General features: G+C 53.1%; 14 protein-coding genes. 9 read left to right on the forward strand and 5 right to left on the reverse strand.

Features of this window, described 5'->3' with window-relative positions; all coding sequences use genetic code 11:
- Positions 1-5 precede the first annotated feature (5 nt).
- Genes O3C79_RS10975 through O3C79_RS10985 form a run of 3 tightly spaced genes read left to right on the forward strand, consistent with a single transcriptional unit; the run spans position 6 to position 14,265 of the window.
- Entirely contained in the window at positions 6-2,126 is a 2,121-nt protein-coding gene (locus O3C79_RS10975; protein WP_494383131.1) for a type I secretion system permease/ATPase, read from the forward strand.
- Entirely contained in the window at positions 2,123-3,553 is a 1,431-nt protein-coding gene (locus tag O3C79_RS10980) for an HlyD family type I secretion periplasmic adaptor subunit (protein WP_494383132.1), read from the forward strand. The genes O3C79_RS10975 and O3C79_RS10980 overlap by 4 nt, the downstream gene beginning before the upstream one ends.
- A 56-nt stretch (positions 3,554-3,609) precedes the next feature.
- Positions 3,610-14,265 (forward strand): DUF5801 repeats-in-toxin domain-containing protein, encoded by a 10,656-nt coding sequence (locus tag O3C79_RS10985; RefSeq protein WP_494383133.1) that lies wholly within the window; start codon positions 3,610-3,612, stop codon positions 14,263-14,265.
- A 20-nt stretch (positions 14,266-14,285) separates the two neighbouring features.
- Here the strand turns inward: O3C79_RS10985 and O3C79_RS10990 are convergent, their stop codons facing one another.
- On the reverse strand, positions 14,286-16,172 hold the full coding sequence (locus O3C79_RS10990) for an ATP-binding protein (protein ID WP_494383134.1): 1,887 nt from the start codon (positions 16,170-16,172) through the stop codon (positions 14,286-14,288).
- Between the two features lie 204 nt (positions 16,173-16,376).
- On the opposite strand from O3C79_RS10990, the gene O3C79_RS10995 reads away from it, so the two are divergent.
- Genes O3C79_RS10995 through O3C79_RS11005 form a run of 3 tightly spaced genes read left to right on the forward strand, consistent with a single transcriptional unit; the run spans position 16,377 to position 17,974 of the window.
- Positions 16,377-16,712 (forward strand): helix-turn-helix domain-containing protein, encoded by a 336-nt coding sequence (locus O3C79_RS10995; protein ID WP_494383135.1) that lies wholly within the window; start codon positions 16,377-16,379, stop codon positions 16,710-16,712.
- Between the two features lie 32 nt (positions 16,713-16,744).
- Complete coding sequence (locus tag O3C79_RS11000; protein ID WP_494383136.1) at positions 16,745-17,044, forward strand: hypothetical protein; 300 nt, start codon at positions 16,745-16,747, stop codon at positions 17,042-17,044.
- 45 nt (positions 17,045-17,089) lie between these two features.
- The gene (locus O3C79_RS11005) at positions 17,090-17,974 is read left to right on the forward strand and encodes a type II toxin-antitoxin system HipA family toxin (RefSeq protein WP_494383137.1); all 885 of its coding nucleotides are present in this window, start codon (positions 17,090-17,092) and stop codon (positions 17,972-17,974) included.
- A 6-nt stretch (positions 17,975-17,980) separates the two neighbouring features.
- Here the strand turns inward: O3C79_RS11005 and ppiC are convergent, their stop codons facing one another.
- Positions 17,981-18,259: a peptidylprolyl isomerase PpiC gene (ppiC, locus tag O3C79_RS11010; RefSeq protein ID WP_076462452.1), complete on the reverse strand. Its 279-nt coding sequence runs from the start codon at positions 18,257-18,259 to the stop codon at positions 17,981-17,983.
- Positions 18,260-18,464: 205 nt separating this feature from the next.
- Here ppiC and O3C79_RS11015 point away from each other — a divergent pair, with 205 nt between their 5' ends.
- The gene (locus O3C79_RS11015) at positions 18,465-19,295 is read left to right on the forward strand and encodes a mechanosensitive ion channel family protein (protein ID WP_494383138.1); all 831 of its coding nucleotides are present in this window, start codon (positions 18,465-18,467) and stop codon (positions 19,293-19,295) included.
- Positions 19,296-19,356: 61 nt separating this feature from the next.
- Here the strand turns inward: O3C79_RS11015 and O3C79_RS11020 are convergent, their stop codons facing one another.
- Positions 19,357-20,277, reverse strand: a complete 921-nt coding sequence (locus O3C79_RS11020) for a DMT family transporter (RefSeq protein WP_494383139.1) — start codon at positions 20,275-20,277, stop codon at positions 19,357-19,359.
- A 109-nt stretch (positions 20,278-20,386) separates the two neighbouring features.
- Between O3C79_RS11020 and O3C79_RS11025 the strand changes: the two genes are divergently transcribed.
- Complete coding sequence (locus tag O3C79_RS11025) at positions 20,387-21,325, forward strand: LysR family transcriptional regulator (RefSeq protein ID WP_494383140.1); 939 nt, start codon at positions 20,387-20,389, stop codon at positions 21,323-21,325.
- 1 nt (position 21,326) lies between these two features.
- Here O3C79_RS11025 and O3C79_RS11030 read toward each other — a convergent pair whose 3' ends face one another.
- Positions 21,327-22,517, reverse strand: coding sequence for a benzoate/H(+) symporter BenE family transporter (locus O3C79_RS11030; protein ID WP_494383141.1), 1,191 nt, complete (start codon positions 22,515-22,517; stop codon positions 21,327-21,329).
- 165 nt (positions 22,518-22,682) lie between these two features.
- On the opposite strand from O3C79_RS11030, the gene O3C79_RS11035 reads away from it, so the two are divergent.
- A complete protein-coding gene (locus O3C79_RS11035; protein WP_494383142.1) occupies positions 22,683-23,246 on the forward strand; it encodes a helix-turn-helix domain-containing protein in 564 nt (187 codons plus the stop codon).
- Here the strand turns inward: O3C79_RS11035 and O3C79_RS11040 are convergent.
- Positions 23,243-23,791, reverse strand: a complete 549-nt coding sequence (locus O3C79_RS11040; RefSeq protein ID WP_494383143.1) for a DUF924 family protein — start codon at positions 23,789-23,791, stop codon at positions 23,243-23,245. The genes O3C79_RS11035 and O3C79_RS11040 overlap by 4 nt on opposite strands.
- Between the last annotated feature and the right edge of the window lie 141 nt (positions 23,792-23,932).

Raw genomic sequence — 23,932 nt, forward strand, 5'->3', positions numbered from 1 at the left:
CCGACATGCACGATGATCCTTTGTGCCATTGCCTATTGTGGCTGGCGCATAGCACCGGTGCGTCCCTGACACGGGATGCACTGGTCGAAGGCCTGCCACTCAAAAGTGGTCAACTGACGCCCTCTCTGCTGCCCCGTGCAGCGGAGCGGGCAGGTTTGCTCACGCGCCCTGTGCGCCAGGCTTTACCGCGCATCAATTCCAGGCTGTTGCCTTGCATTCTATTGCTGAATGGCAATCGTGCCTGCCTGCTTGAAAGCCTCAACCTGGATGACGGTGAGGCCGTCGTTCGTGTACCCGAGCTGGGTCTTGAGCCACAGAGCATGCCGGTGGATGAGCTGGCCGCCGATTTCTCAGGCGTGGTGTTCTACTGTCGCCCTGCATTAAAATTGACAGAAACGTCTGCAGAGAAGGCTGCGAGCGCCGACAATGGGCACTGGTTCTGGTCAGCTATTCGCCGTAATCGACGTATCTATCGCGATGTTATTCTGGCATCCCTTTGTGTAAACCTTTTTGCCCTGGCCATGCCGCTTTTTGTCATGAATGTGTATGACCGGGTGGTGCCCAACCAGAGCACGGAAACACTCTGGGTACTGGCGGCTGGTGCCGCGATAGTCATCTTCTCTGACCTGGTTTTGCGCATGTTGCGAACCTGGTTTGTGGAGCTGGCAGCCGGGCGGGCAGATGCGCGCCTGTCAGCGCGTATCATGGAACGTGTGCTGGGCATGCGGCTTGAGCACTGGCCCGCCTCTGCAGGAGCCGTTGCCGGCAACATCCAGAGTTTTGACAGTGTCAGGGCGTTTTGTGGGTCTGCCGTGGTTACGGCTTTGGTGGATCTGCCGTTCTTTCTGTTATTCCTGCTTATCATCCTGCTGATTGATCCGCTGATGTCGATCCCGGTTGCAGTCGGTGCTGGTGCCTTATTGGTCTATGCACTGTCTGTGCAACAAAGAATGCACCGCTTAGCGGAGGTGTCAGGGCAGGCATCATCACAGCGCTCTGCAGGTCTGATCGAAAGCTTGAACTGCTTGCCAGTACTGAAAAGTTTTAATGCAACCGGTCGTATGCAGCGGCAATGGGAACAGGCAACACGCTTTCTCGCCGGTTGCAGCAGCCGTCAGCGCCTCTTGGGAGCATCAGTGACCACTGGAGCTGCCTGGGTGCAGCAAACCGTTGCAGTCTGCATGATTATCATCGGTGTGTACCTGGTGATTGACGGTCAAATGACTCAGGGCGCGCTGATCGCAGCCTACATGCTGAGTTCCCGTGCCATGGCACCCGTGTCCCAGACGGCAGCTCTTCTCACGCAATATCATCAGGCTGCTGCATCGCTTAATACTCTCGAAGAAATGATGGCCGTTCCCCAGGACCGTGAAAACGAGAAACAGTATGTCAGCCGCGAAAATGTACGCGGAGATATCGAGTTCAATAAGGTCAGTTTCACCTATCCGGGTGCCGATCGCCCGGCTTTAAAACAGCTGTCTCTGCGCATATCTGCAGGTGAAAAGGTGGCCATTTTGGGCGCTGCCGGCTCCGGCAAAAGTACGTTGGAGAAAATGATAGCCGGCCTGTATCGACCCACCGAAGGCGATATATATATCGATGGTGTACATCAGCAGCAGCTGGACCCTGCTGAGTTACGCCGTCATCTGGGCTACTTGCCGCAGGATGTACAGCTCATCAACGGAAGCATCTTCGACAATGTAACCCTGGGAGATGACCTGGCAGAGCCGAAACGCCTTCAGCGTGCTTTGAAAACATCGGGTCTGGAATCCGTTATTGGACGCCATGCTGACGGATGGTCCATGCAAGTAGGGGAGAACGGGCGTGCCCTGTCCGGTGGCCAACGCCAGACCGTGGCATTGGCCCGGGCGCTTGTGACTGAAGCCCCCGTCCTGTTACTGGATGAGCCTGCCAGCGCGTTGGACAGCATGATGGAACAGCATATCTGCTCAAGCCTGAAAACCTACTGTAAGCCGCGCACTTTGCTGCTAATCACGCACAGAACCAGCTTGTTGACACTCGTCGACCGTCTGATCGTCATGGATAAGGGCGAGATCATTGCGGATGGCCCCAAGCAGCAGGTGCTTGAAGCGCTCAACAAGGGTCAGTTGAGGCGTGCCGCATGAGTAAAAACAACAAAACCGTCGAACAGGGTGGCTTTGAAGCATTGGGTCGCCTTGCTGCACCGGGAACCGGTACCGGGCGACTGGCGCAAGGCCTGATGAACCCTCTACTGAGTCGCGTCGAATCCGAAGGCGTTGACTGGACGCAGGATGCCGAGTTCAGCCTGGTAGAGGCTCGTGAGCCCGGGGCACGTGGACTGATTTACGTCATCCTGGTCATTTTCACACTGCTTTTGGTTTGGGCAGGGCTGGCGCCCATTGATGAAGTGACCCGCGGTGAAGGCAAGGTAATCCCGGCCAGCCAGTTACAGATCATCCAATCCACGGACGGCGGTGTGGTACGTGAGCTGTACGTAGCAGAGGGTGAACAGGTGAAAGCGGGGGATCTGCTGGCACGGATAGACCCGACCCGTTTCATATCAAGTTTTCAGGAAACTGAAGTTCGTATTTTTGCCCTGCAAGCAAAGGTAAAACGCCTTGCAGCGCTGCTTAATGATGAAACCTGGCAGCCCGATGAGATGGCATCACTAAGTCCGGAGCAACGGGCGGTATTGCAGAGAGAGCATGCATTTTTCCGCGAAAGCCGGGATGAATATGACCAAAAGCTGGCAATTGCTCGCGAGCAGCTGAGTCAGCAGCAACGTGCTCTGGACGAGGTTCAGGCAAAAGTCAGAGCAGCACGCCAGGCTGTTCGCCTTTCTTCGCAAGAGCTCAGGGTCACGCGCCCTCTGCTGGCATCCGGTGCTGTGTCAAAAGTTGAACTGTTGCGCCTTGAACGAGATCTGGCAGCAGCTTCTGGTGAGTTGCAGCGTGCGCAAGCCGATGTTGAGCGACAAAAGGCTGCCATTGAAGAATCGGAAGCACGTATCGCTGAGGTAGGACACACCGCCCGCAACCGTTGGCGCACAGAGTTGAGTGACGCTTCAGCGGAATTGAATGGTTTGAAAGAAGGGGCGGTTGCCCTGGCTGACCGGGTCAAGTCAGCTGAGCTGCGATCACCCGTCAGCGGAACAGTGCAGCGAGTGCTCTACAGCACTGAAGGTGCAGTTGTCGGCCCTGGTGATGCAGTTGTTGAAATCGTCCCGGCGGATGACCGCTTGCTGGTGGAAGCGAAAATTGCCCCTCGTGACATAGCTTTTCTGCGGCCTGGCCTGCCGGCCATGATCAAACTGCATGCTTATGATTTCTCTGTCTACGGTGGCATTGAAGCCGAAGTGCAGCATATCAGTGCGGACACGATCACGGATAAACGTGACAACACCTATTACCTGGTGCGCGCAATCACCCACGAAAAAGCGCTTTCTGAGGCGCTGGAGGTCATGCCCGGCATGACAGCCCAACTCGACATAATAACCGGGGAGCGCACGGTGCTCTCCTACCTGCTTAAACCCATTTTACGTGCCAAAGACAATGCTATGGGCGAACGCTGACCGGATGGAACCGGAACAGCTCCCAAAACGGCATACAAAACAGTAAAGAGGCGGATATGAATACTGTAGCGACTGTGATCTCTGTAAATGGTCAGGCATGGGTGCAAAATGCATCCGGTGAGCGGCGTTTGCTGGCATCAGGTGACCAGATGCAGCCAGGTGAGTCCCTTATCACCACGGAGACAACCCGAATAGTAATGGACTTTGGTGGTGAGCGTCCTTTGGCATTTGTAGGTGCAGAACCGGGTAATGAAGCGGCTGCCGAAGATGCCGATATTCCGGTTATTACGTTGCCAGCTACGCCTGACAACGCAGAAGAAACTCGTTCGGAAGACAGTGATCGCGCCTCGCCCGTTGCTGATGGGCACAGGTTTTTGCAGCTGGTTCGCGTATCTGAAATTGTAGAAACCGATGGTATTACACCACTGACAGTGGCTGCCATCAGGGAAGTACTAGACCCTTTGGCAATGACCTGGCCTGACAATGATGAAGATCTGGAGCCGGAACGTGAAAATGCCAGTTCTGGATTGGAAGAAGTGTTGATGAATCCAACGCAACCCGAGCCAGAACCCGAGCCCGAACCTGAGCCTGAGCCTGAGCCTGAGCCTGAGCCCGAGCCCGAGCCCGAGCCCGAACCTGAGCCCGAGCCGGAACCTGAGCCCGAGCCTGAGCCTGAGCCCGAGCCTGAGCCTGAGCCCGAGCCTGAGCCTGAGCCTGAGCCTGAGCCTGAACCTGAACCTGAACCTGAACCCAACCCTGAACCCAACCCTGAACCAGAACCGGAGCTACCCACTCCACCGGATCGTGTAGATGTGGACAGCGAGCCTGTTTCTGTCACCTTGGACCTCGGGAAGCTGTTCAGTAATCTGGACGGTGAGATTACGTTCGAGATTTCAGGTCTGCCGGATGGACTTACATTCGATAGCCTTACCGGCAAAATCGAAGGTTTGCTGACGGCCCCTGCGAGTCAGGGCGGTAATGATGGTGTGTATACCATCAGGCTGACGGGCACCGGTCAGAGCGGTGAAACACATACGCAAACCTTCAAGTGGACCATTACCAACCCGGCGCCGGAAGCCGTCAATGACACGAACAGCACCGATGAAAATACGGTACTCAATGTCGATGACGCCGAAGGCATTCTGTCCAATGACAGTGATCCGGACGGTGATGACCTGCATGTGGCAACTATCCAGACCCCGGATCAGAGCAATGAAACCCCGGTGGTCGATGCCGGTGTAACTGTGCCCGGTGATAACGGCGGTACCTTCACGGTTTATCCCAACGGCAGTTACGATTTTGACCCTAACGGCGAGTTCAGTGGACTTAATCCCGGTGATGAGGCAACCACCAGTATCACCTACACAATCAGTGATGGCGAAGGCGGCACGGATACCGCGACTCTGACCGTTACTGTTACCGGCTTGAGTGATGGTGCGCCCAGTCTGGACATCACTAATGAAAACGGTGCAGAAGCGGGTGAACACAGCATAGCTGAAAATGCGGATCAGCCTGTGACCGGTACGTTTACAGTCACAACCCCTGATGGGCTGCAACAGATTACGGTTGACGGCAGCACGGTAACGGCTGGTCAGATGGAGAATCTGAGTACCTCACCTGTCACCATTCCCGGCACTGAGGGACTCTTGAAGTTAACCGGTTTCGACCCTGAAACGGGTGACGTGACCTATGAGTATCAACAAAGCGGTTCTAATAAAGACCATAGTGCAGGTGATGATAGTATCACCGATATCTTCACTCTAACGGTGACCGATCAGCTGGATAACACCACTTCACCGCAGGATCTGACGATTCTTGTCACAGATACTGAACCTGAGGCCAAAGCTGACCGCAATACGGTTACCGAAGGGGATGTCGATGCTGCCACCGGCAATGTCTTTGATGGTAGCGGCGCCTCGACCGGCGACGTGGCCGATGTTCCGGGTGCAGATGCAACCACGCTAACTGGCGTTATGGCCGGTACACCAACCACGGATCACGTCAGTGACGGCAATCTGGCAACCGAAATTACGGGTCAGTACGGAACGCTGGTTCTCAACAGCACTGGTACCTACACCTATGAACTGGATAACACCAATCCGGTGGTGAACGGCCTGAAGGATGATGAAACGCTGGAAGATGTTTTCAGCTACACCCTTACCGACAACGATGGTGATCAATCAACCACCACTCTGACCATTGTAATTGACGGTGTAACGGATGGCGCACCGACCATTACACCCCGAGACCACAACGGTGGTGAAGACTCAAATGATCTGACCACCTACGGCCAGGCCACCGTGTATGAGCGTGGGCTGGTCGAGAGCGATGATTCGGATAAAACGAACGGTGCGATTGATGTCGAAGCCAGCGACGGCATCAAAAGTGTCAGTCTGGGCGGGCAGACGTTTGCGCTTTCAACCTTGCAGGGGCTGGACCCGGTCGACAGTGACACGCATATCAGCATTACGACTGACTATGGCACGCTAACCCTCACAGGTTTTACCGAAACAGACCAGTACAATGGTATTCCGACGGCTGGTACGCTCGCCTATGACTATGTGCTGACCACTGAGTACAGCAACACGGCACCGGCCGAAGGCGAAAATGGTTTCGATCAGATCAGCCTTCAAGTGACTGACGTGGGTGATGTCACTGACACTGGCACGCTGAATGTCAATATCATCGATGATGTCCCCACTGCGAATGCCGACATAGGTGAGCTTACGGAAGATACTCCAAGCCTCACCAATAACGTCTTCACCAACGATCGTATCGGTGGCGACGGTCCTGACAGTCCGGGGCCGATTACGGGGGTGAAGCCCGGTTCGGATACTGCGACCGATGCCAATGGCAATGTCGGCAGCAGCGTAGCGGGCGAGTATGGCCAGATCACCCTTGATGCACACGGCGCATACACCTATACGCTGGATAACACGCTGCCGGTCGTACAGAACCTGAGTGAGGGTGAAACCCTGACGGAAACCTTTGTATATACCATCACGGATGATGATGGTGATACCAGCACGACCACCCTTACCCTGACCATCAATGGGCAGGATGATCCGCCTGCGATTACACCCGTTGATGGCAATGAAGGTGATGCCAATGCGGCAGGCCAGGCAACTGTATATGAGTCCTCTCTGGATAATGTGGGAACAGATGCAGCCAATACACTGGACAGTACAACAGGTGAAATCACGGTAGATTCAAAACACGGGCTGGAGAAAGTCATTATTGGTGGTACGGATATCACCGAGTCTCAGCTCCTTGCTGCCAGTGAAAGCACACCGGTTACGATTGATACAACTTATGGCACCCTCAGTATTACCGGCTACACGCCTGACAATACCGATACGGATAGCAGCGGTAACCTGCTGGATGGCAGCGGCACCATCAGCTACACCTACGCGCTCAAGGGCAGCACTCAGAATCATGATCAGGGTGAGAATAATGAAACCCTGATGGATAGTATTACGCTGACTGTGGCCGATCGTGATGCAAGCTCACAGGATGGAACAGGCACTCTGGATGTCACCATTGTAGATGACAAGCCGGTGATTGCAGCCGGCACCGCTGACCCGACACTAACAGTCGATGAAAGTGACTTCATTACAAACGCGAGTGCAGACTTCTCGGGGCTGTTTGGTGAGATCAACTACGGTGCGGATGGCCAAGCTGATACCGATGCCAGCAGTTTTAAAATGACCATCAATAATCCTGATTCAGGTCTGGTGGATACGGCCACCGGGCAGACCGTGGTACTGAGCCAGACGCCGGACGGTGTGGTTGAAGGTAAGAATGAAAGTGGCGAGCTGGTATTCACTGTCAGCCTGGAGACTGATGGCACGATTACGCTTAATCAGTCGCGAGCCGTTAGCCATGCTGATACGACTAACCCTGATGACCAAGTAACACTGACCAGTGATGTCCTTAGCCTGGACCTGATTGCGGTCGACAAGGACGGTGATGCCACAAAACTGTCGCAGAACATCGGTGATCGTCTGATCTTCAGGGATGACGGCCCGACCATTACGGTGGGCAAACCGGCTTTCAATCCGGGGCCTCTGCAGACCCAGGACGCACAAACGGCAAGTGGTAGTACCTCCACGGCTGTGGTTGATTACGCAGACGCTTTCAATGTTGCCAGTAAGGATGCAGGCAGCGATGCCGAGCAATCTGAGGTCTGGACGTATGCCTTGAGCTTGGCGGAAGGTGCCAGTACGTCTCTTACCAGTGGCGGCGATGCTATCACCCTGAGCCTTGAAAATGGCGTAGTGCTGGGTAAAACCGGTGATGGCAGTGAAGTCTTCCGTGTCAGCGTTGGTGGCGATGGCAAGGTCACTCTGACCCAGTCGGAGCCAATTGATCATCCGACGATGGATGATGTTACTGAAATTGCTTCCCTGGAAGCGGACCTGATCTCACTTACCGGTACCGCTACCCTTACGGATGGTGATGGCGATACAGCCGAAGACAGCCAAAGCATTAACCTGGGCAGTATCCAGTTCCAGGATGACGGCCCCAGCATCGGTACGCCTGGGTCTTCAACCGTGAGCGAAGCGAATCTGGAGACAGGCAGTGCCCCCAACGAGGCAGCACTGACCCAAACCGGTACTCTCAGTGTCAATACAGGTGCTGATGATGAAGCCGCGTTGTTTGATACAGCCTTCGCAGCAGATCAAGCTTCACTCGATGGGTTAAGCCTTACATCTGGTGGCACACCTGTGGTCTGGTCATTGGATACAGCCGGTCATGTGCTCACAGCAACAGCAGGTGATGGTGGCCCTGTTGTCTTCACCGCTACGATCAAGGATCCGGCGTCTTCCAGCGCAAGCTATGAATTTGAGCTTCACACTCCACTGGATAACCCTGTCGGTGGTGAGGCAATTACCTTGCCATTTGATTTTGTGGTGGCGGATGCTGACCTGGATACGGCTGCTAACACGTTCGAAATTACGGTAGTGGACGACAACCCAGACCCGGCTGTTTCGCAGAACAAGATTGTTGACGAAGATTCAGGCGAGGGTGATCCAGAGAACACCTTCACGACCAATGCCGATGCCACTGGCAATAACACCAGTATTGATGGTGGCACACCGGATGCCGATGGCTGGGTGGAAACGCCTCATGGCAAGGCGAAGGTCAATGAAAACGGCACGATCAGTTACGAACCCAATCCCAACTTCAGTGGCGATGATATTTTCACCTATACCACTGTCACAGATAACGACACTAAAACGTACACGGTTGAGGTAAAGGTTAACCCGATTTCAGACGTTCCGGGTGTAACCAGCGATACTGCAAATGTCATCACTGATGAGGATGTAGCTGTTGCCGTAGGTTTGAATACCCCGACCATTACAGACCAGGTTCAGGAAACGGGTGCAGGTGATGCTGACTATCCCGAACGCCTGGGTGCTATCAGCCTTGAAGGAGTTCCTGCTGGCGTAAAAATACTGGACGGTGCCAATGCTGACACAGAGCTGTTCACCACAACGGGTGAACCGGTAACCGTACTGATTCAGGAATACCTGGATGGAAGCAACCATCTCAATGGTTTGAGTGCCTCAGACGTCGACCTTGTGCTGACACAGGCCCAGTACGACGCATTAAAAGTGTTGCCCCCAGCACATGATGCTGACAACTTTATAGTTACTGCCAGCGTAGATTCATATGAAGTGGATGTGAATGGAAACCAGCTCTCTGGTGTTCCATCGGCTAACAACACAACCAGTGTCAATGTTGAAGTAATAGCCATTACCGACCCGGTAGTGCTTGCAATTAATGGCTCCGATGAAGGGTCATATACCGCAACATTGAATGAAGATACTCCGCTTGATCTTACGGCTCTATTGAGCGCCAACTTCAATGATATTGACGGTAGCGAAGGCCGTGAATTGGTGATCCAAGGACTGCCAGTAGGTAGCGTCGTCAGTGTAGGTGGAAGCAGCACGACAATCGATGCGAGTGGGGCGATCAACATTCCGGCACCTGGGCTGAGTGAAAGCACCGATAGCTTCCCATCCATGACGATTACACCGCCGAAAGATTTCAGTGGTGATATCAACGACATCAGTGTCACCCTCAAAGCAGTGGATACCGATGGCGATACGGATCTGGACAGCCATGGCGGCAAGCCGGGCGAAGAAACCAGTACCGTCACCTTGAATATGCACGTGAACCCAGTCGCGGGTGATATCAATACCTCCAGCAGTCAGGAAACGCCGGAAGATACGGCGGTGGCTTTCCTCTCGGGTGTTCAGGTAACCGATACCGGCACAGATGGTACTGAAATCATTACCGAAGTGAGTTTTACAGTTCCATCCGATGCCAACGGCAGCTGGGCCTTTGAGAAAGCCGCGTCCGGCGAAGGCACTGATTGGGAAATCACCAGTGCAGGTGATAGTCACACAATCAGTGCGCTCGATGGTTACAACCTGAAAGAGATCCTCTCTGACTTTTCCCTGACGCCACCAGCCCACAGCAGTCTGGATGCCAGTGTTGACGTATCCGTAACCTCTGCAGATAGCCAAACGGTCAATGGCAGCACGGTCACCAGTTCCCCCGTGACGACTAATCACACAGTGGCCATCACGGTTACGCCGGTGGCTGAAACCTTTGATTCCAGCCATCAGCCGACGGATACGGATAGCAACGGTACTGATGATATCGGTATGTCGCCAAACCATGAGTACCAGACCGAAGGCCAGGAAGATCAGTGGTTTGCGCTGGGCACTGAAAGTACGTTCAATCTCAAGGATGACTGGGCGGTCGAAGACGACGAGCAGCTGTTCGCTGCCTTGACGCCGGAGCTGACGGCAACCAATGGTACTCAAACCAACCCGATTGGCTCCCAGTTCCGTTATAGCGAAGATGGTGGCGATAGCTGGATCACCCAAACCTTTGGTGGTGATGCGGTGCGTATCCCGGTCGAGTATCTGGATACCCTGGAGTTCAAGGGTGCGGAAAACTTCTCCGGCCAGTTCAAGATCAACGTTCAGGCGCTAACCATCGACACGGATGATGATGGTGGGGAGTCGGTTGAGGCCATTAGTGGCCTTTCAGAACTCACCAATGTGCTGATTAAGCCGGTGGCGGATGCGGTAACGACTACGGTAACGGCCCGTGTTAACGGTGATGAAGACGCTCAGGTGCCGCTGTCGATTCGTCCAAGCAGTTCAGATCCGTCGGAAACCTACAAGGTTACCATTGACGAAATACCCAATGGGGCCGTGCTCAAATATGGCTCAGATGAAATTTATGATACGAACTTTGGTGGCTATACAGTCACTGATAACGGCAATGGCACCTGGAAGCTGGTAATCGAAGACTTTGATCCGGCAACAGGCAGCACTGGCATGGCCATTACTGCGCCAGAACACTCGAATGAGCCGTTCACTCTTAAAGTCGGAACAGTTGCTGTCGATAGTCTGACGGTCGACGGTAACCTGTATGAGAATGAGTCAGCGTCGTTTGATCTCACCATAAACGTGACCCCCAAGGGTGTCGCGGACCCGGCAAGCGTTGATCTGAAGTCACTTGATGCCCAGGGCTTTGTAGAAGAATCGGTCGATGCTGCCGGCGGGGTGATGCTCAGCGACTTGTTCAACAGCATGCCGGCATTGATCGATGCTGATGACTCTGAAACCCTGAGCTTCAAACTGAAAGGGCTACCTGAAGGGTTTGGTGTGGAAGGTGCAACCTCGCTGGGTAACGGTGAATGGGTCTTCACTCCGGGCGACTGGGACAACATCACAGTTACGACGCCGAAAAACTTTGGTGGTGATTCAGGTACATTTGTCTTGTCGACCATTACGACCGAGAACGATGGTCACTCACGCACCGATGATCACGACCTGCAGATCAGAATTGAGCCTTCCCCGGAAGCCACCATGAATCTGAGTGGCAGTGCCGACGAAGATACGCCCGCATTGCTTGATTTTGGTGTGCAGCAGCAAAACGAGGAAACGGGTGAAAGCATTACCGCTGTCTGGATCAAGCAGGCCGATGTTGACGATGCTTCTGGCTTTAGCTTGACCGTCGGCGCAACAGGCGCTCAGCTGGATGGAACAGCGGAGGGCGTCATCCTGGAAGATGGCTGGTACAAGCTCGATGAAGCGGCCATAGGTAACATTTACCTGAAAGGTGATGCCAACTGGCACGGCTCTGGCAGTTTCGGTGTTCAGTATGAGGTAACTGATCAGGGCAATAATGCAGGTGCGGGTTCAACAACCAGTCTCTCTGGTGAGCAAACCTACAACTTCAGTGTTAATCCTGTAACTGACCAGCCAGATCTGACACTGGTCAGCAGTAATGCCATCAGCATGACGGCACCAGGCATTACGACGATTGACCTGAATGTCGCTAATCAGGGCGTTAATGGTGGCGATTATGATGGCAGTGAACAGCTGACGCGTATTCTGCTGGATGGTGTTCCAGAGGGTGTTACTGTTCAAGGTGCCGATTTTATCGGCGGTAGTCAGTGGCTGTTCGTTACGGACGATAGTTTCAATGCGGCTTTGGAAAAAAACATTAGCCTTGACGTGCACTATGAAGCCGATGATCTGACCGACCATCCGATAAGCATCACAGTTACCACGGAAGATGCCGCAAACGGTCAGTTGCTGACCGACAGCATCAGTGTGAACCTGACAACCAACTTTGAGGATGGCCCCGGCAGTGCGCCGCCGGCCGTGATTGTGGATTGGTCACAAACAGAGTTCTCTCCCACCGAAGATGCCGCATTTACAGTCAGTGACGCCTTCAATGGTGAGATTGAAAGTGGCGTAACCGGTAATGGTTTCAACATCACATTGTCCAATGTCCCTGAAGGCACTCAAATCAGTGGTATGACTGAAACGGTGATCAACGGCGAAACTGTTTGGACGGCCTCGGGTATGGGGGGGAATGCCGAGCTGCAAACCCTGATGCAAAACATCAGCATCACACCGCCAGCTGATTGGAACATCAATAAAGGCACGTTTGATTTTGACGCCAAGCTGACAACCTATGTGCCCAGCGGGTTGCGAAATGAAGCGGCGATAGAACCTAGTGCCAGCTTTGCCGTGCAACCGGTCAGCGATACCCCTGAAATATCTATCAGTGCGCCTGCTGTCGATGAAGGCAGCGACCTGACGTTCACCGTTGATCTGGCAAACAGTGCAGATGCACCGGACTGGTCACTGGTGGATGGAAAACTCTATCTACAGCTGGATGACTCGGGTATTGATGGGACAGGTGTGCTTAAGCAGGGTGTAACGGAACTTGCCCAGACCTCAGTGAGCGGCATCAATGGTGTCCCGGATGGCAGTTACTATGTAATTGAAGGGGTAGACCCGGCCAGCTCTGTTGTTCTGACATATACACCGTCCAGCACTCACAGTGATGGCTCCGTGAGCCTCTCGGCCTGGGCTCAGGGAACCGAGGCAGGCTCAGACCGGGTTGTCACGGGAACGAGTGCCGAAACAGGTGTGATCCAGCCCGTAAACAGTGGCTATGACTTCAGTGTGGCGCCTGCGAGTGGCTTGGAGAATGGCAGTCAGCAAGCCGAAGCAGACAAGTCCAACGTCATTCAGCTGAACATTACCGATAATGGTTTGAATGACACCGATGGATCTGAATCGATCGGGACTGTCCTGCTGAGGGATATTCCCAATGGCTTCCTGGTGTTTGTTGGCGATAGCGCAGAGGATGCATCCCTGGCGGAATTGTCCAACAACGCTGGTGGGGATGGTACAGCCAATACCTGGCTACTGGGTCAGGGTGAAATCCCGGCTTATGTTGGGGTGATGCCGCCTCAATACTGGAGTGGCACGCTGAATGATTTGAAGCTGCAAATCACTTCAGGTGAAACTTCTCTGGCGTCAGAAGGGATTAGTGAAGAGCTGTTCGACCTTGTGGTTGAGCCGGTCGCTGATGGCCTTAACTCCCTCTCTCCAACACCGAGTTTTGGTACTGAGGGTGACATCATTCAGCTCAACCTCAACCATGAACTGGCTGATCCTGAAGCAGTTGGCCCGGAAACAGGTGATTATCAGGATGAGTCCAGTGAGACTCTGACGCTGGAATTCTCGGGAATGGGTGAGCATGCCGCTTTCTATCTCGATGGCGTATTCATCAGCGGTACTTCACAGGTCGTTGGTAATGGTGGTGGTAACTACACTCTCAATGGCCTGACGCCTGAAGAAGCTGAACAGCTTGGCTTTATGCAGGCTGCGGGTGATCTGGATAATGTCCAGGTGAGAGCCCGTACCGAAGAAAGCGGCGGTGGCGAACCATCTGCCTGGACGGAATTCAAGCCCATCGATACCAGCAGTGTGACAGAGCAGTTCGGCACATCTGGTAACGATGAATTGCTTTGGACTGGGCAGGCCATTGATGGCTTTGGCGGTGAGGATGTGGTCCAACTGCGCTTTGATGAAGAGCTTACTGGCTCTGAGTTGGGCGCGTCTTTGGCCAATATCGAGTCACTGTACATGACCGGCATGGGGAGTAATGCAATTACGAGCCTGAGCGCTCAAGATGTGCTGGATATGACCGATAGCCGCAATTCACTGAAGATCAGTGGTGAGGACGCTGACTCGGTCAATCTGGATAGCGACTCTGGCTGGGCTGCTGGTAGCAGCAGTGGCGGTTACACCAGCTATTCGGCCACTCTGGCAGGCGGTGAAACCGTAACACTGGAGGTGCAAAACACCCTGGTGGAATAACGGTGTGGCCGGAAGGGCTTTCAGTCACTTCCGGCTTCGTTGTTGCCATTGGTCAGCTGTTGGATCAGATCCAGCAGCTGATCACTCCCCGCAGGTCGCAGCAACTCGGCTGTGAAGGATAGCGGGCTTCCGGGCTGTGCCGGCCGAGAGGTATAGAGCGCAACTGGAGTCGATGCCGGCAGTGTCGTCGTTCCCTTGAGGAAATCCCAGGCGGTGCCATCGGGCAGGTCCATCTCCGTTATGACGAGGTCGACAACCGACTCTGCCAATACCTGGCGAGATTCCTCAATGCCTTCACATGCCAATACATCCATTCCGTAGCCAAGCAGTAACTCTTCCAGCATCTCTCTACTGACCGGGTCAGGGTCGACCAGTAAAACACGCCGTTCTGCTTCACTTGATTCAAGCACGTGCCGCTCGATGTAGGCATCTGGTGTATCTGCAGGTAAGGGTAACTCCAGGTCGAAATGAAAGTCGGACCCTCCACCTGCATTCGAATGATATTGAAGGTGGCTGCCCATCTGGCGCAGCAGATCTGTCACAATCATCAAACCCAGGCCGGCGCCACTGTTGGAATGCTTACCCTGTTTTTGTCTGTCCTGCATTCCGGGACCATTGTCTGTTACCCGGAAGTGCAAACGGCAATGATCCGCCCTCGAATTTAGTGTCTCTACACTCAGGGTGATCAAACCATGCTGAGTAAACTTGGCAGCATTACTGAGCAGATTGATCAGAACGCGTTGTAATTGAACAAAGTCCGCTTCAATGATGGCAGGAAGGTTGGGCGCCAGGCTGAGCGTGAAGTGGTTTCCATAGCTACTCGCCAGGGACTCTGCCTGCTCAGCGATGTCCATCAGGTAACTGTAGGTATATACGGGTTCGGGGTGGCTTTGATTCTCGCGGTCCTGATCTTGTGAATATTCAAGCAACTGATCTATCAATGACAGTTGGTAGCGCACGTTGTGTTCAATGGTGTTTGCCTGTTGCCGGGCATCACCGCGGGCAAGGTAACGCGCTTCGTTCAGAATGTGCTGAAGCGGTGCGCGAAGGTCGTGTGTAATGCGTGCCAGCAGATGCCGTTGACTATCAGAGGCTCTGTGCTCATTGCCACTTTGTGACAAGGCCTTTCGAAGCTGGTATTGATTGGCAATGGTCTTGAGGATTCGGTGGTAAACATAGCCCAGTAGAAGTGTGATGATGGCAGAACCAAGGATTTTGAATACAAGCAGCCAGTTGAAGGAGGGGCGGTATGCAAGTTGCAGTAACCACTCCTGGTTCGGCAGCTGGATAATGTGTTCCACGTTTTGCTTCGGCAGTTTTTCGGTATTGCCAAGACTAAGCGGTTTGTCTGCACCCGAGCGCAACATAAAGAGCAGGTTACTGCTCTTGTATTGCAGCAACATGGACTCGATGAGTTCCGGGAACTCATACACAATCGACACAAAGCCCCAAAAACGGCCTGATTCATATAGAGGCAAACGGGCTATCACAGCCTGGCCACCCTGAATCAGGTTATATGGGCCGGTCACCGTCATCTTGCCAGTCTTTCGAGCCAGCAGCGCGTCTCGAATCCGCTCAGGGTCAGCAAACATGTCATGGCCCAGTGCCTTAATGTTTGGCGCTAGGGGTTCGATTTGTTGCACCACTCCCCGGGGTAGAATGGCGACATTCAAAATATTGGGGTGGCTGGCGCGCATCTTTCGCACAACCCTGTCGAGTCCTTCAATAGATCCCCGGCTTTGCAGCGCAAGCTCACCAATGCCATAGAGAGACAGCGTTGAACTATGGATGCTGATCGAAAGGTTATCTGCCAGTGACTGGGCGACTTCATTGAGCTCTTCCAGATGCTCCCTGTCGCGTGCGCATTCGCTCAGGTAAACCCAGCAGCCAAGCAGGAGTACGGTCACCAGGAGCAAGAGCCTGAAATAGAGCCTGTGTCTTTGGTGAATGTCCATTTCTATCTTGTGAATCCTGTCGCTTAAAACTGAGTTTTACATGCTGCAATATACCAGAGAGCGGGGACATATTACTTGTAGCAGCGACATGTGACATCGGGCAGAAGAGAGAAATAGCCTCCTTTATGATCACAATATTGTACCTTAAGTGATTTAATGCCTATTATTCTGATCATGACGAAGATAATTCCGTATGAATCCGAGCATGCGCTGCATAAGTTGGGGCAGCGTCTGGTTGCTGCCCGCCAGCGCCATCATTGGCGCCAGTCTGACGTGGCTGAGCGCACCGGTTTGTCTCGTGGAACCATTCAAAAAATGGAGAGCGGGGAGCCCGGTGTAGCAATGGGGAACTACATGATGCTGTTGGCACTTTATGGTGCGGCATCGGATCTTGATGGTGTATGCAGAGAAGTATCTGCACATGACGACTCTGAGTCTGAGCAAGCTCGCCTGCGTGTGCGTAATACCCATGAGCTGGATAATGACTTCTGAGATGAAGGGTCATAACAGACGGAGACACTTCAATGGATGAGGTGAAAGAAGGCTGGGTTTTTGTTGATATGCCGGGAGAGGCATCACCGGTTTTGGCGGCCCGATTGGTAATCGATGGCGGCATTGGTCGGTTTGTGTACGGCAAAACCTATCTGGCACGTAATGATGCTTTCCCGCTGGACCCAATTAATCTGCCTGTGAGCACATCGACCCAGACCATCAATGGCAATGATGGTGTGCCCGCCGTATTGCTGGACTCAGGCCCCGACAACTGGGGCAAGCGGCTGATGCGGGTGCTTCACTCACGGCAGCCCGCCAACAAACTGGAATAATTGCTGGCAACACGTGGGACAGGTGTCGGTGCGATAAGGGTCTCCATGTCGCGAAGCAAGCCCAAACCCGCTCAGGGCTTTCAGCCACTCAGTGAACTTGAGAACATCGGTGAGAGTGTTCAGCGTGTGCTGGACAGCGACGAGGTCATACCCGATGAAATTCTTCGCCAGCTGGAACCCGGCTCTTCAATGGGAGGGGCGCGACCCAAAAGTGTGGTGCAGGATGACGACGGCGTTGTCTGGATCGCAAAATTTACTCGGCCTGATGATCTTTTCGACCAGAGCAGGGCAGAACAGCTGTGCTATCTGATGATGCGTGAATGCGGAATCGAAACGGCCGAAACACGACTGACCCGCATCGCGGGCCGTTCCGTTCTGCTGGTCAAACGGTTCGATATCACTGCACAAGGACGGCGGCATTTTATCAGCGCCCATGCGTTGAAATACCAGCCTCGCGTACGCCAGGCAGATTTCAACCTGGTGTATTCCTACCCGGCATTGGCCGATCTGATCTGGAAACTCAGCGATGTACCTGAAGCCGGTAATGCAGAGTTATTCAGTCGCATGGTGTTCAATGTGCTGGTGGGGAATACAGATGATCACCTGCGCAACCATGGATTTCTGAAAAACCTGAATAACCATCAATACAGGCTCTCGCCAGCGTATGATGTCGTGCCTCAGCCCACCAACCAGGGGCAACAGGCCATAGCACTGGGTGCGTTCGGTCGTGGCAGCTCAGTAGAAAGCTGTCGCCAATGTGGGCGGTATTTTGGCCTTGACGAGCACGCTACCAACTCGACTATCGAGCGCCTGCAGCAGGTTGTCGCTGAATGGGAAAGGTTCGCCGAAGCCGTGCAACTATCGGATGTTGATCGCCGAATATTGCGACCCGTTTTCGAGGCTGAAAGAACGGGCCGCCAGGTGACTTGAACCGGATCAGTTTCGGTACAGTGTTTTAATCAGGTGGTAACCGAATTTGGTTTTGATGGGTCCATGCACTTTCAGCAGCGGGCGTTTGAACACAACGTCGTCAAAGGGTTTTACCATATCACCACGGTGAAACTCACCCAGATCACCCCCACGCTTGCCTGAAGGGCAGATGGAATAACGTTTGGCCAGGGCGTCAAACTTTTTGCCGCGCTTCAACTGGTCCAGAATATCCAGTGCTTCTTTCTCTGTTTTTACCAGTATGTGCAGTGCCGCTGCTGTGGCCATGGTGTATCTCGCTGATCGGGTTTCAATTGAAGAGAATGATCTTATCAAGAAACGAGGCGCAGCGGCGCGGCGAATGGCAGGAAATGGGTATACATTATGATTAGCTGGTCAGTAGCTCACTTGCAGGCTAGGCAGTTTAGCTGCCTCGAAGGAGCGACAGGCTTTAACTCAAGCCTTGAAAGGATAGCTTCCCAAGGAGTGTTCCATGCAAGAACTGATGAATAAGCTCGACATTAACCAATATCTGCCGGCCGCGCTGGATTGGTTGATGAATATTCTGCTGGCGCTGGTGATTCTTATTATCGGCATCTGGATAGCCGGCAAGGCCTACAAGGCGGTCGTCCGCATCGCAACCAAGCATGAGCAGCTGGACGATACGCTGTTTCGCTTTTTTGGCAGCCTTGTGCGCTACACCATACTCGCCTTTGTCGGCATCGCCGTACTCAACCGGTTTGGCGTCCAGACGGCCTCTATCATCGCGTTACTGGGCGCAGCAGGTCTGGCTGTGGGCCTGGCATTGCAGGGTACATTGACCAACCCGGCCGCAGGCGTAATGCTGTTGATCTTCCGCCCCTACAAGATCAATGACTTTGTCGATATCGCCGGTAACTTTGGTAAAGTACTCGAAATCGACATGTTCACCACCATTCTGCAAACCTTTGATAACCAGCAGATCATCATTCCCAATGCCAAAATCTGGGGTGAGCAAATCGTCAACCACTCCCATCATGCGGTGCGCGGTGTCGATATGACCTTTGGTATCGCTTATGGCGAGAGCATCGACAGTGCGCGAGAGGTGATTCAAACCGTTCTGGCTAACCATCCATTGGTACTTAAGGACCCGGCTCCCTTCATTGAAATCGAAACCCTGAATAACAGCTCCGTGGATTTCCTGGTGCGTCCTTACTGTGCCGGCGAGCACTATTTCCAGGTACGATATTCAGTCCCTGAACAGATCAAGAAAGCCCTGGATGACGCCAATATCGAAATCCCGTTCCCGCACCGCAAAGTGATTGTCGTGAACGAGAGCGCCTAAACCTGAGAAAGCATGACCATAGCAAGCCAGTAAACGCTGATCTTGCCATGGTCGCCCTCTTTCAGTGTTTAACCGTAGCAATAAGAGTCGACAGGAGAATGCAGCCAGCTCCCAGCAACTGGACAGTTGTAAGAGTCTCACCCAGCCAGGCGAACGCAAAGAGGGCACCAAAAGCAGGTTCCGATCCGGTCAAAAGTGCGACCCTTGAGGGAGATGTACGCTTAAGACCATAGTTCTGAGCGAAGAGTGCATATAGTGTGCAGCAGAACGTAAGATACAACGCTGCCAGCCAGAACTCTGATTCCAGCGGTAACAGCTGTGATACAGGCTGGTCACTCATTGCAAAGATGCAGAGTGCGCCCAGCATGACGACCCAGGCCTGGGTACTGGTCGTTGCCAACGGAGAAAGGGATTTACCTAGCATCAAACGATTGGTCATCACGACGAGAACGGCACGCAGTAACGCCGCCAATAGCATCAGGTAATCCCCTGTGTTCATGTGCCAGCTACCTGAGCCCTCGGCTATACCGGTTTGAGTCAGCAGTGCTACGCCCAAAAACGAGAGCATCACGAGGCAAAGCAACCTGGTGCCGGGCCAGCAGCGCTCGACCAAACCCTGTACCAAAGGTGTGATCAGCACACAGAGACTGATCAAAAACGCTGCGCGAGTAGCTGAGGTAAGGAACACACCCCAGGTTTCCGCCAGGAAGATACACAAGAGCACAGCTCCCATGGGGAGCGCACGAATACAGTCCCGCCCATAACCTGCTCTGACTTCCCTGATATGAAATGGCAACAACACCAGTGCCGTGAGGCCAAAACGTATGGATATAAATGCGATGGCACCGGTAAATAGCAGTGCCTCTTTGGTTACGGCGTAGCTGGTGCCCCAGAAAGCCGCTACCAACAACAATGACAGTTCGGGTAATGGCAGTCGGATACGGAGTTGTTGGCCAGAATAAAGCCGAGAAGGTATGAGCATTGCCTTGTTACACCCCTAGTACCTATGGAATGCGGGCATACTAACTTCATATCACTTGGGCAATAATAGGGTATTAAGTCAAATAACCTGTGACTCATAAGCATTAATTATGGATATCTCCAAACTGATACCGCTGTTACCCGATATGGCCGCCTTTGTGGCCGTGGTCGAAACCGGCAGCTTCACCAATGCTGCAGAAAAGATGGGCATTACCCCGTCCGCTGTCAGCCGACAGGTTGCCCGTCTTGAAGCGTCACTGGCGGCTCAACTTATTGAGCGCACCACTCGCCGCCAGTCGACAACCGCCGTCGGGATGGCGGTCTACGAGCAGTGCCGGAATATGCTGGATAATGCTTCTGAAGCCTTGCGCGTTTCCGAAAGCGATACCTCAATACCCAGAGGGCGTTTGAAAATCGCCATCCCCAAGGCGCTGGCAAAACAAGTATTGGAACCGCACCTGCTCGCTTTTGGCAAAACCTATCCCGAAATTTCCCTTCACCTGATGGTGACCGATCAACGAATGGATCCGGCGCGGCAGGATGTTGATATTGTCTTTCATGTTTCTGCTGAGCCACTAGAACACCTGGTTAGCAAACGGTTGGGTTCAGTCAGATCAATTCTGTGCGCCAGCCCGGACTACCTGGATAGGCGGGGAAGACCATCAATGCCTGCCGACCTTTTAAACAATGACTGTATACCCCTTGGGCTGAATCAGGGTGATAACCACTGGAAGCTGACAAGGGCAACACAACAGGTGACGCTTGCGGTGACGGGGCGCTATACCAATAACCATTCTGAAATGAGGCTAAGGGCGGTAAAGGAAGGGTTTGGCATCGGCATCTTCCCTGACTTTGTTGTACATGAAGCACTGGCGGAAGGCCTGGTCGAGCAAGTGCTACCTGGTTGGCATGTGCATAGCGACTTTCAGGGTGAAGTCCATATGCAATTCCAGCCAATGCGCTTTATGCCCGCCAAAATGCGAGCATTTATAGATTTCATGGAATGCTTGGGTGATTTAACCGCTTTGATCGATCAGCCGTGGCCCTGAACTATGACTCTGAGATTGATACAACCGCTGGCTTGGGCCAAAACCACATCTGCAGCTGGTATGCCAACAGGCCGGCCACTAGCCCCCAAAAAGCACTGCCAATGCCCATCAGGCTGACACCTGAGGCTGTAATCAGGAAGGTAATCAACGCGGCTTCACGTCCTGTCTCCTCAGACAGGCTTGCTGAAAGGCTGTTGCCAATGGTTCCCAGCAAGGCCAATCCTGCGATTGCCATGATCAGCTCAGACGGAAAAGCGGCAAACAAGGCTGCGACCGTGGCGCCAAACAACCCTGTCAAAAGGTAAAAGAAACCGGCCCAGACAGATGCCCAGTAGCGTTTATCGGGATCAGCACCGGCTTCTTTCCCCATACAAATAGCGGCGGTTATGGCGGCCAGGTTAAACGCAAAACCACCGAATGGAGCCAAAATCATGCCGGTCAGGCCCGTCCCGGCAATGAGAGGAGACGCGGGCATCTGGTAGCCGTTAGCACGCATGACAGCAATGCCAGGAACATTTTGTGATGCCATGGTGACGATAAACAAGGGGATGCCGACCCCGATCAAGGCCGGCAGAGAGAACTCGGGACTTATCCAAACGGGAGATGACAGCTGCCAGCTAACCGACCCCAGTTGCAAATCACCCTGCGCATACGCCACCGCACAGCCCACAGCTAACACCGCCGGAATCACATAGCGGGGGATCAGGTGTCGGGCCAGTAGATAGCTCAACAACATCAGGCCTACCAGTAATAGCTCGGTTTCCAGTACATCAAAGAGCTTTAACCCGAACTGCAGCAACACACCTGCCAACATGGCTGATGCAAGAGGTTTGGGCACCAGCCGCATGACGGTGTCGAACAGTCCGGTCACGCCACAGATCAGTAATAACCCGGAGCAAAAGATAAAAATTCCGATAGATTCAGCCAGTGAGTATCCCGACAAGCCCGTTACCAGAAGTGCTGCCCCCGGAGTCGACCAGGCGGTTAATACCGGCGCGCGATAGTAGAGTGAAAGCCCGATGCTGGTCACGGCCATCCCGATACCCAGCGCCCATAGCCAGGAATTAATCTCGGCAGGCCCGGCTCCCGCCGCTTCGGCGGCCTGAAAGATAATGACTGCTGAGCTTGTATACCCTACAAGCACGGCAACGAAACCTGCTGAAATATGTGAAAGGCTCAGTAATGCCTTCATGAAACACGCTCCCGCCTGCGTAAACTAATCCCGCATTGGATATGCTCAACCCCAGGCGCTTGACCCGGCCAAATCCCATTCGTACGCTATAGCGCACAAAACGAAGGGTACACCTGTGCGTTATAACGCACAATCCCGCGACTAACTATTCAGTGGTAACCATCAATGCAGCCGATCGACCAGTTCCTGTCTCATCGCCTTAAAGCCCTGCGCAAGGAAAAGGGCTGGAGCCTGGACAAAACTTCGAAGGAAACGGGGGTCAGCAAGGCCATGCTCGGACAGATCGAGCGCAGTGAATCAAGCCCCACACTGGCTACGCTTTGGAAAATCGCCAGTGGATTCAACACCTCGCTTTCAACCTTTATCGAAAACAATCAGGAGGCCTCTGCCAGTAATGACATTCGAGAAGCCGACCGGCTGCGCCACAAACCGTCCACCGATGAAATGCTGGTCGCGCCTCTGTTTCCGTATGATCAGCAATACGGATTCGAACTCTTTGAACTGACCTTGCTGCCCGGATACGAGCGCTTATCCGAGCCCCATGTGTCAGGTGTGACTGAGCATGTCATCGTCATCTCAGGCGAGATGGAGCTGCTTCTTGAAGGGCAGTGGCAACTGATGAAGCAGGGGGATGCCATTCGATTTGCCGCTGACAAGTACCATGGCTACCGTAACCTGTCAGATAAACCGGCTGTATTTCATAACCTGATTTATTATGCAGAATCTTAAAATGCCGAGTTTGGTTGTTTAAGAAACTCATTTTCTTCCTCGGTCGACTGGCGTCCCAGAATTATATTCCTGTGAGGGTAACGGCCAAACCGGTCAATGATCACTTTGTGCTTATGTTCGAAATCCAGATTTTTTTTGATACCTAAGGCTTCATAAAGCTTCACGGCCTCTACATGGATCAATTTTGACTCGCTGTGCATAAACGGCATATATAAGAAAGAGCATTGAATATCAGACAATTCCTTTTCCAATTCTTTTGATATCGCAAATTGCGCTAAAGCCAGCGCAATAGGGTCAGAAGCAAATGCCTCAGGTGTGTCACGGTAGATATTGCGTGAAAACTGATCAAGAATGATAACCTCGGCGAGGCTTCCAAAAGCGGTATCTCGCCACGTAAACAGCTCGCCTGCCTTGGCTTGACTATGAAGAGAGCCAAAACGCTTCTGAATCATGGAATCAAGCCCTTCATCTTTCTGCCACCACTGTTTTGGCTCAAGTTCATTAAACCAAAAGTCCAGGACTTCATTATGTCTTTGGGCTGTCATTTCCGACCTCAAGTGATAAAGATTACGATGCAACAATAACCAGCAAGTAAACCTTTGTGTGTAAATAACAAGTAAAAGGCGTTTTACACAACTTCATGATCTACTGATATTGGACCAGATTTCCGAGTGTTGCCAACAGAT

This window comes from Marinobacterium sp. NO-S09 (assembly GCF_059179545.1).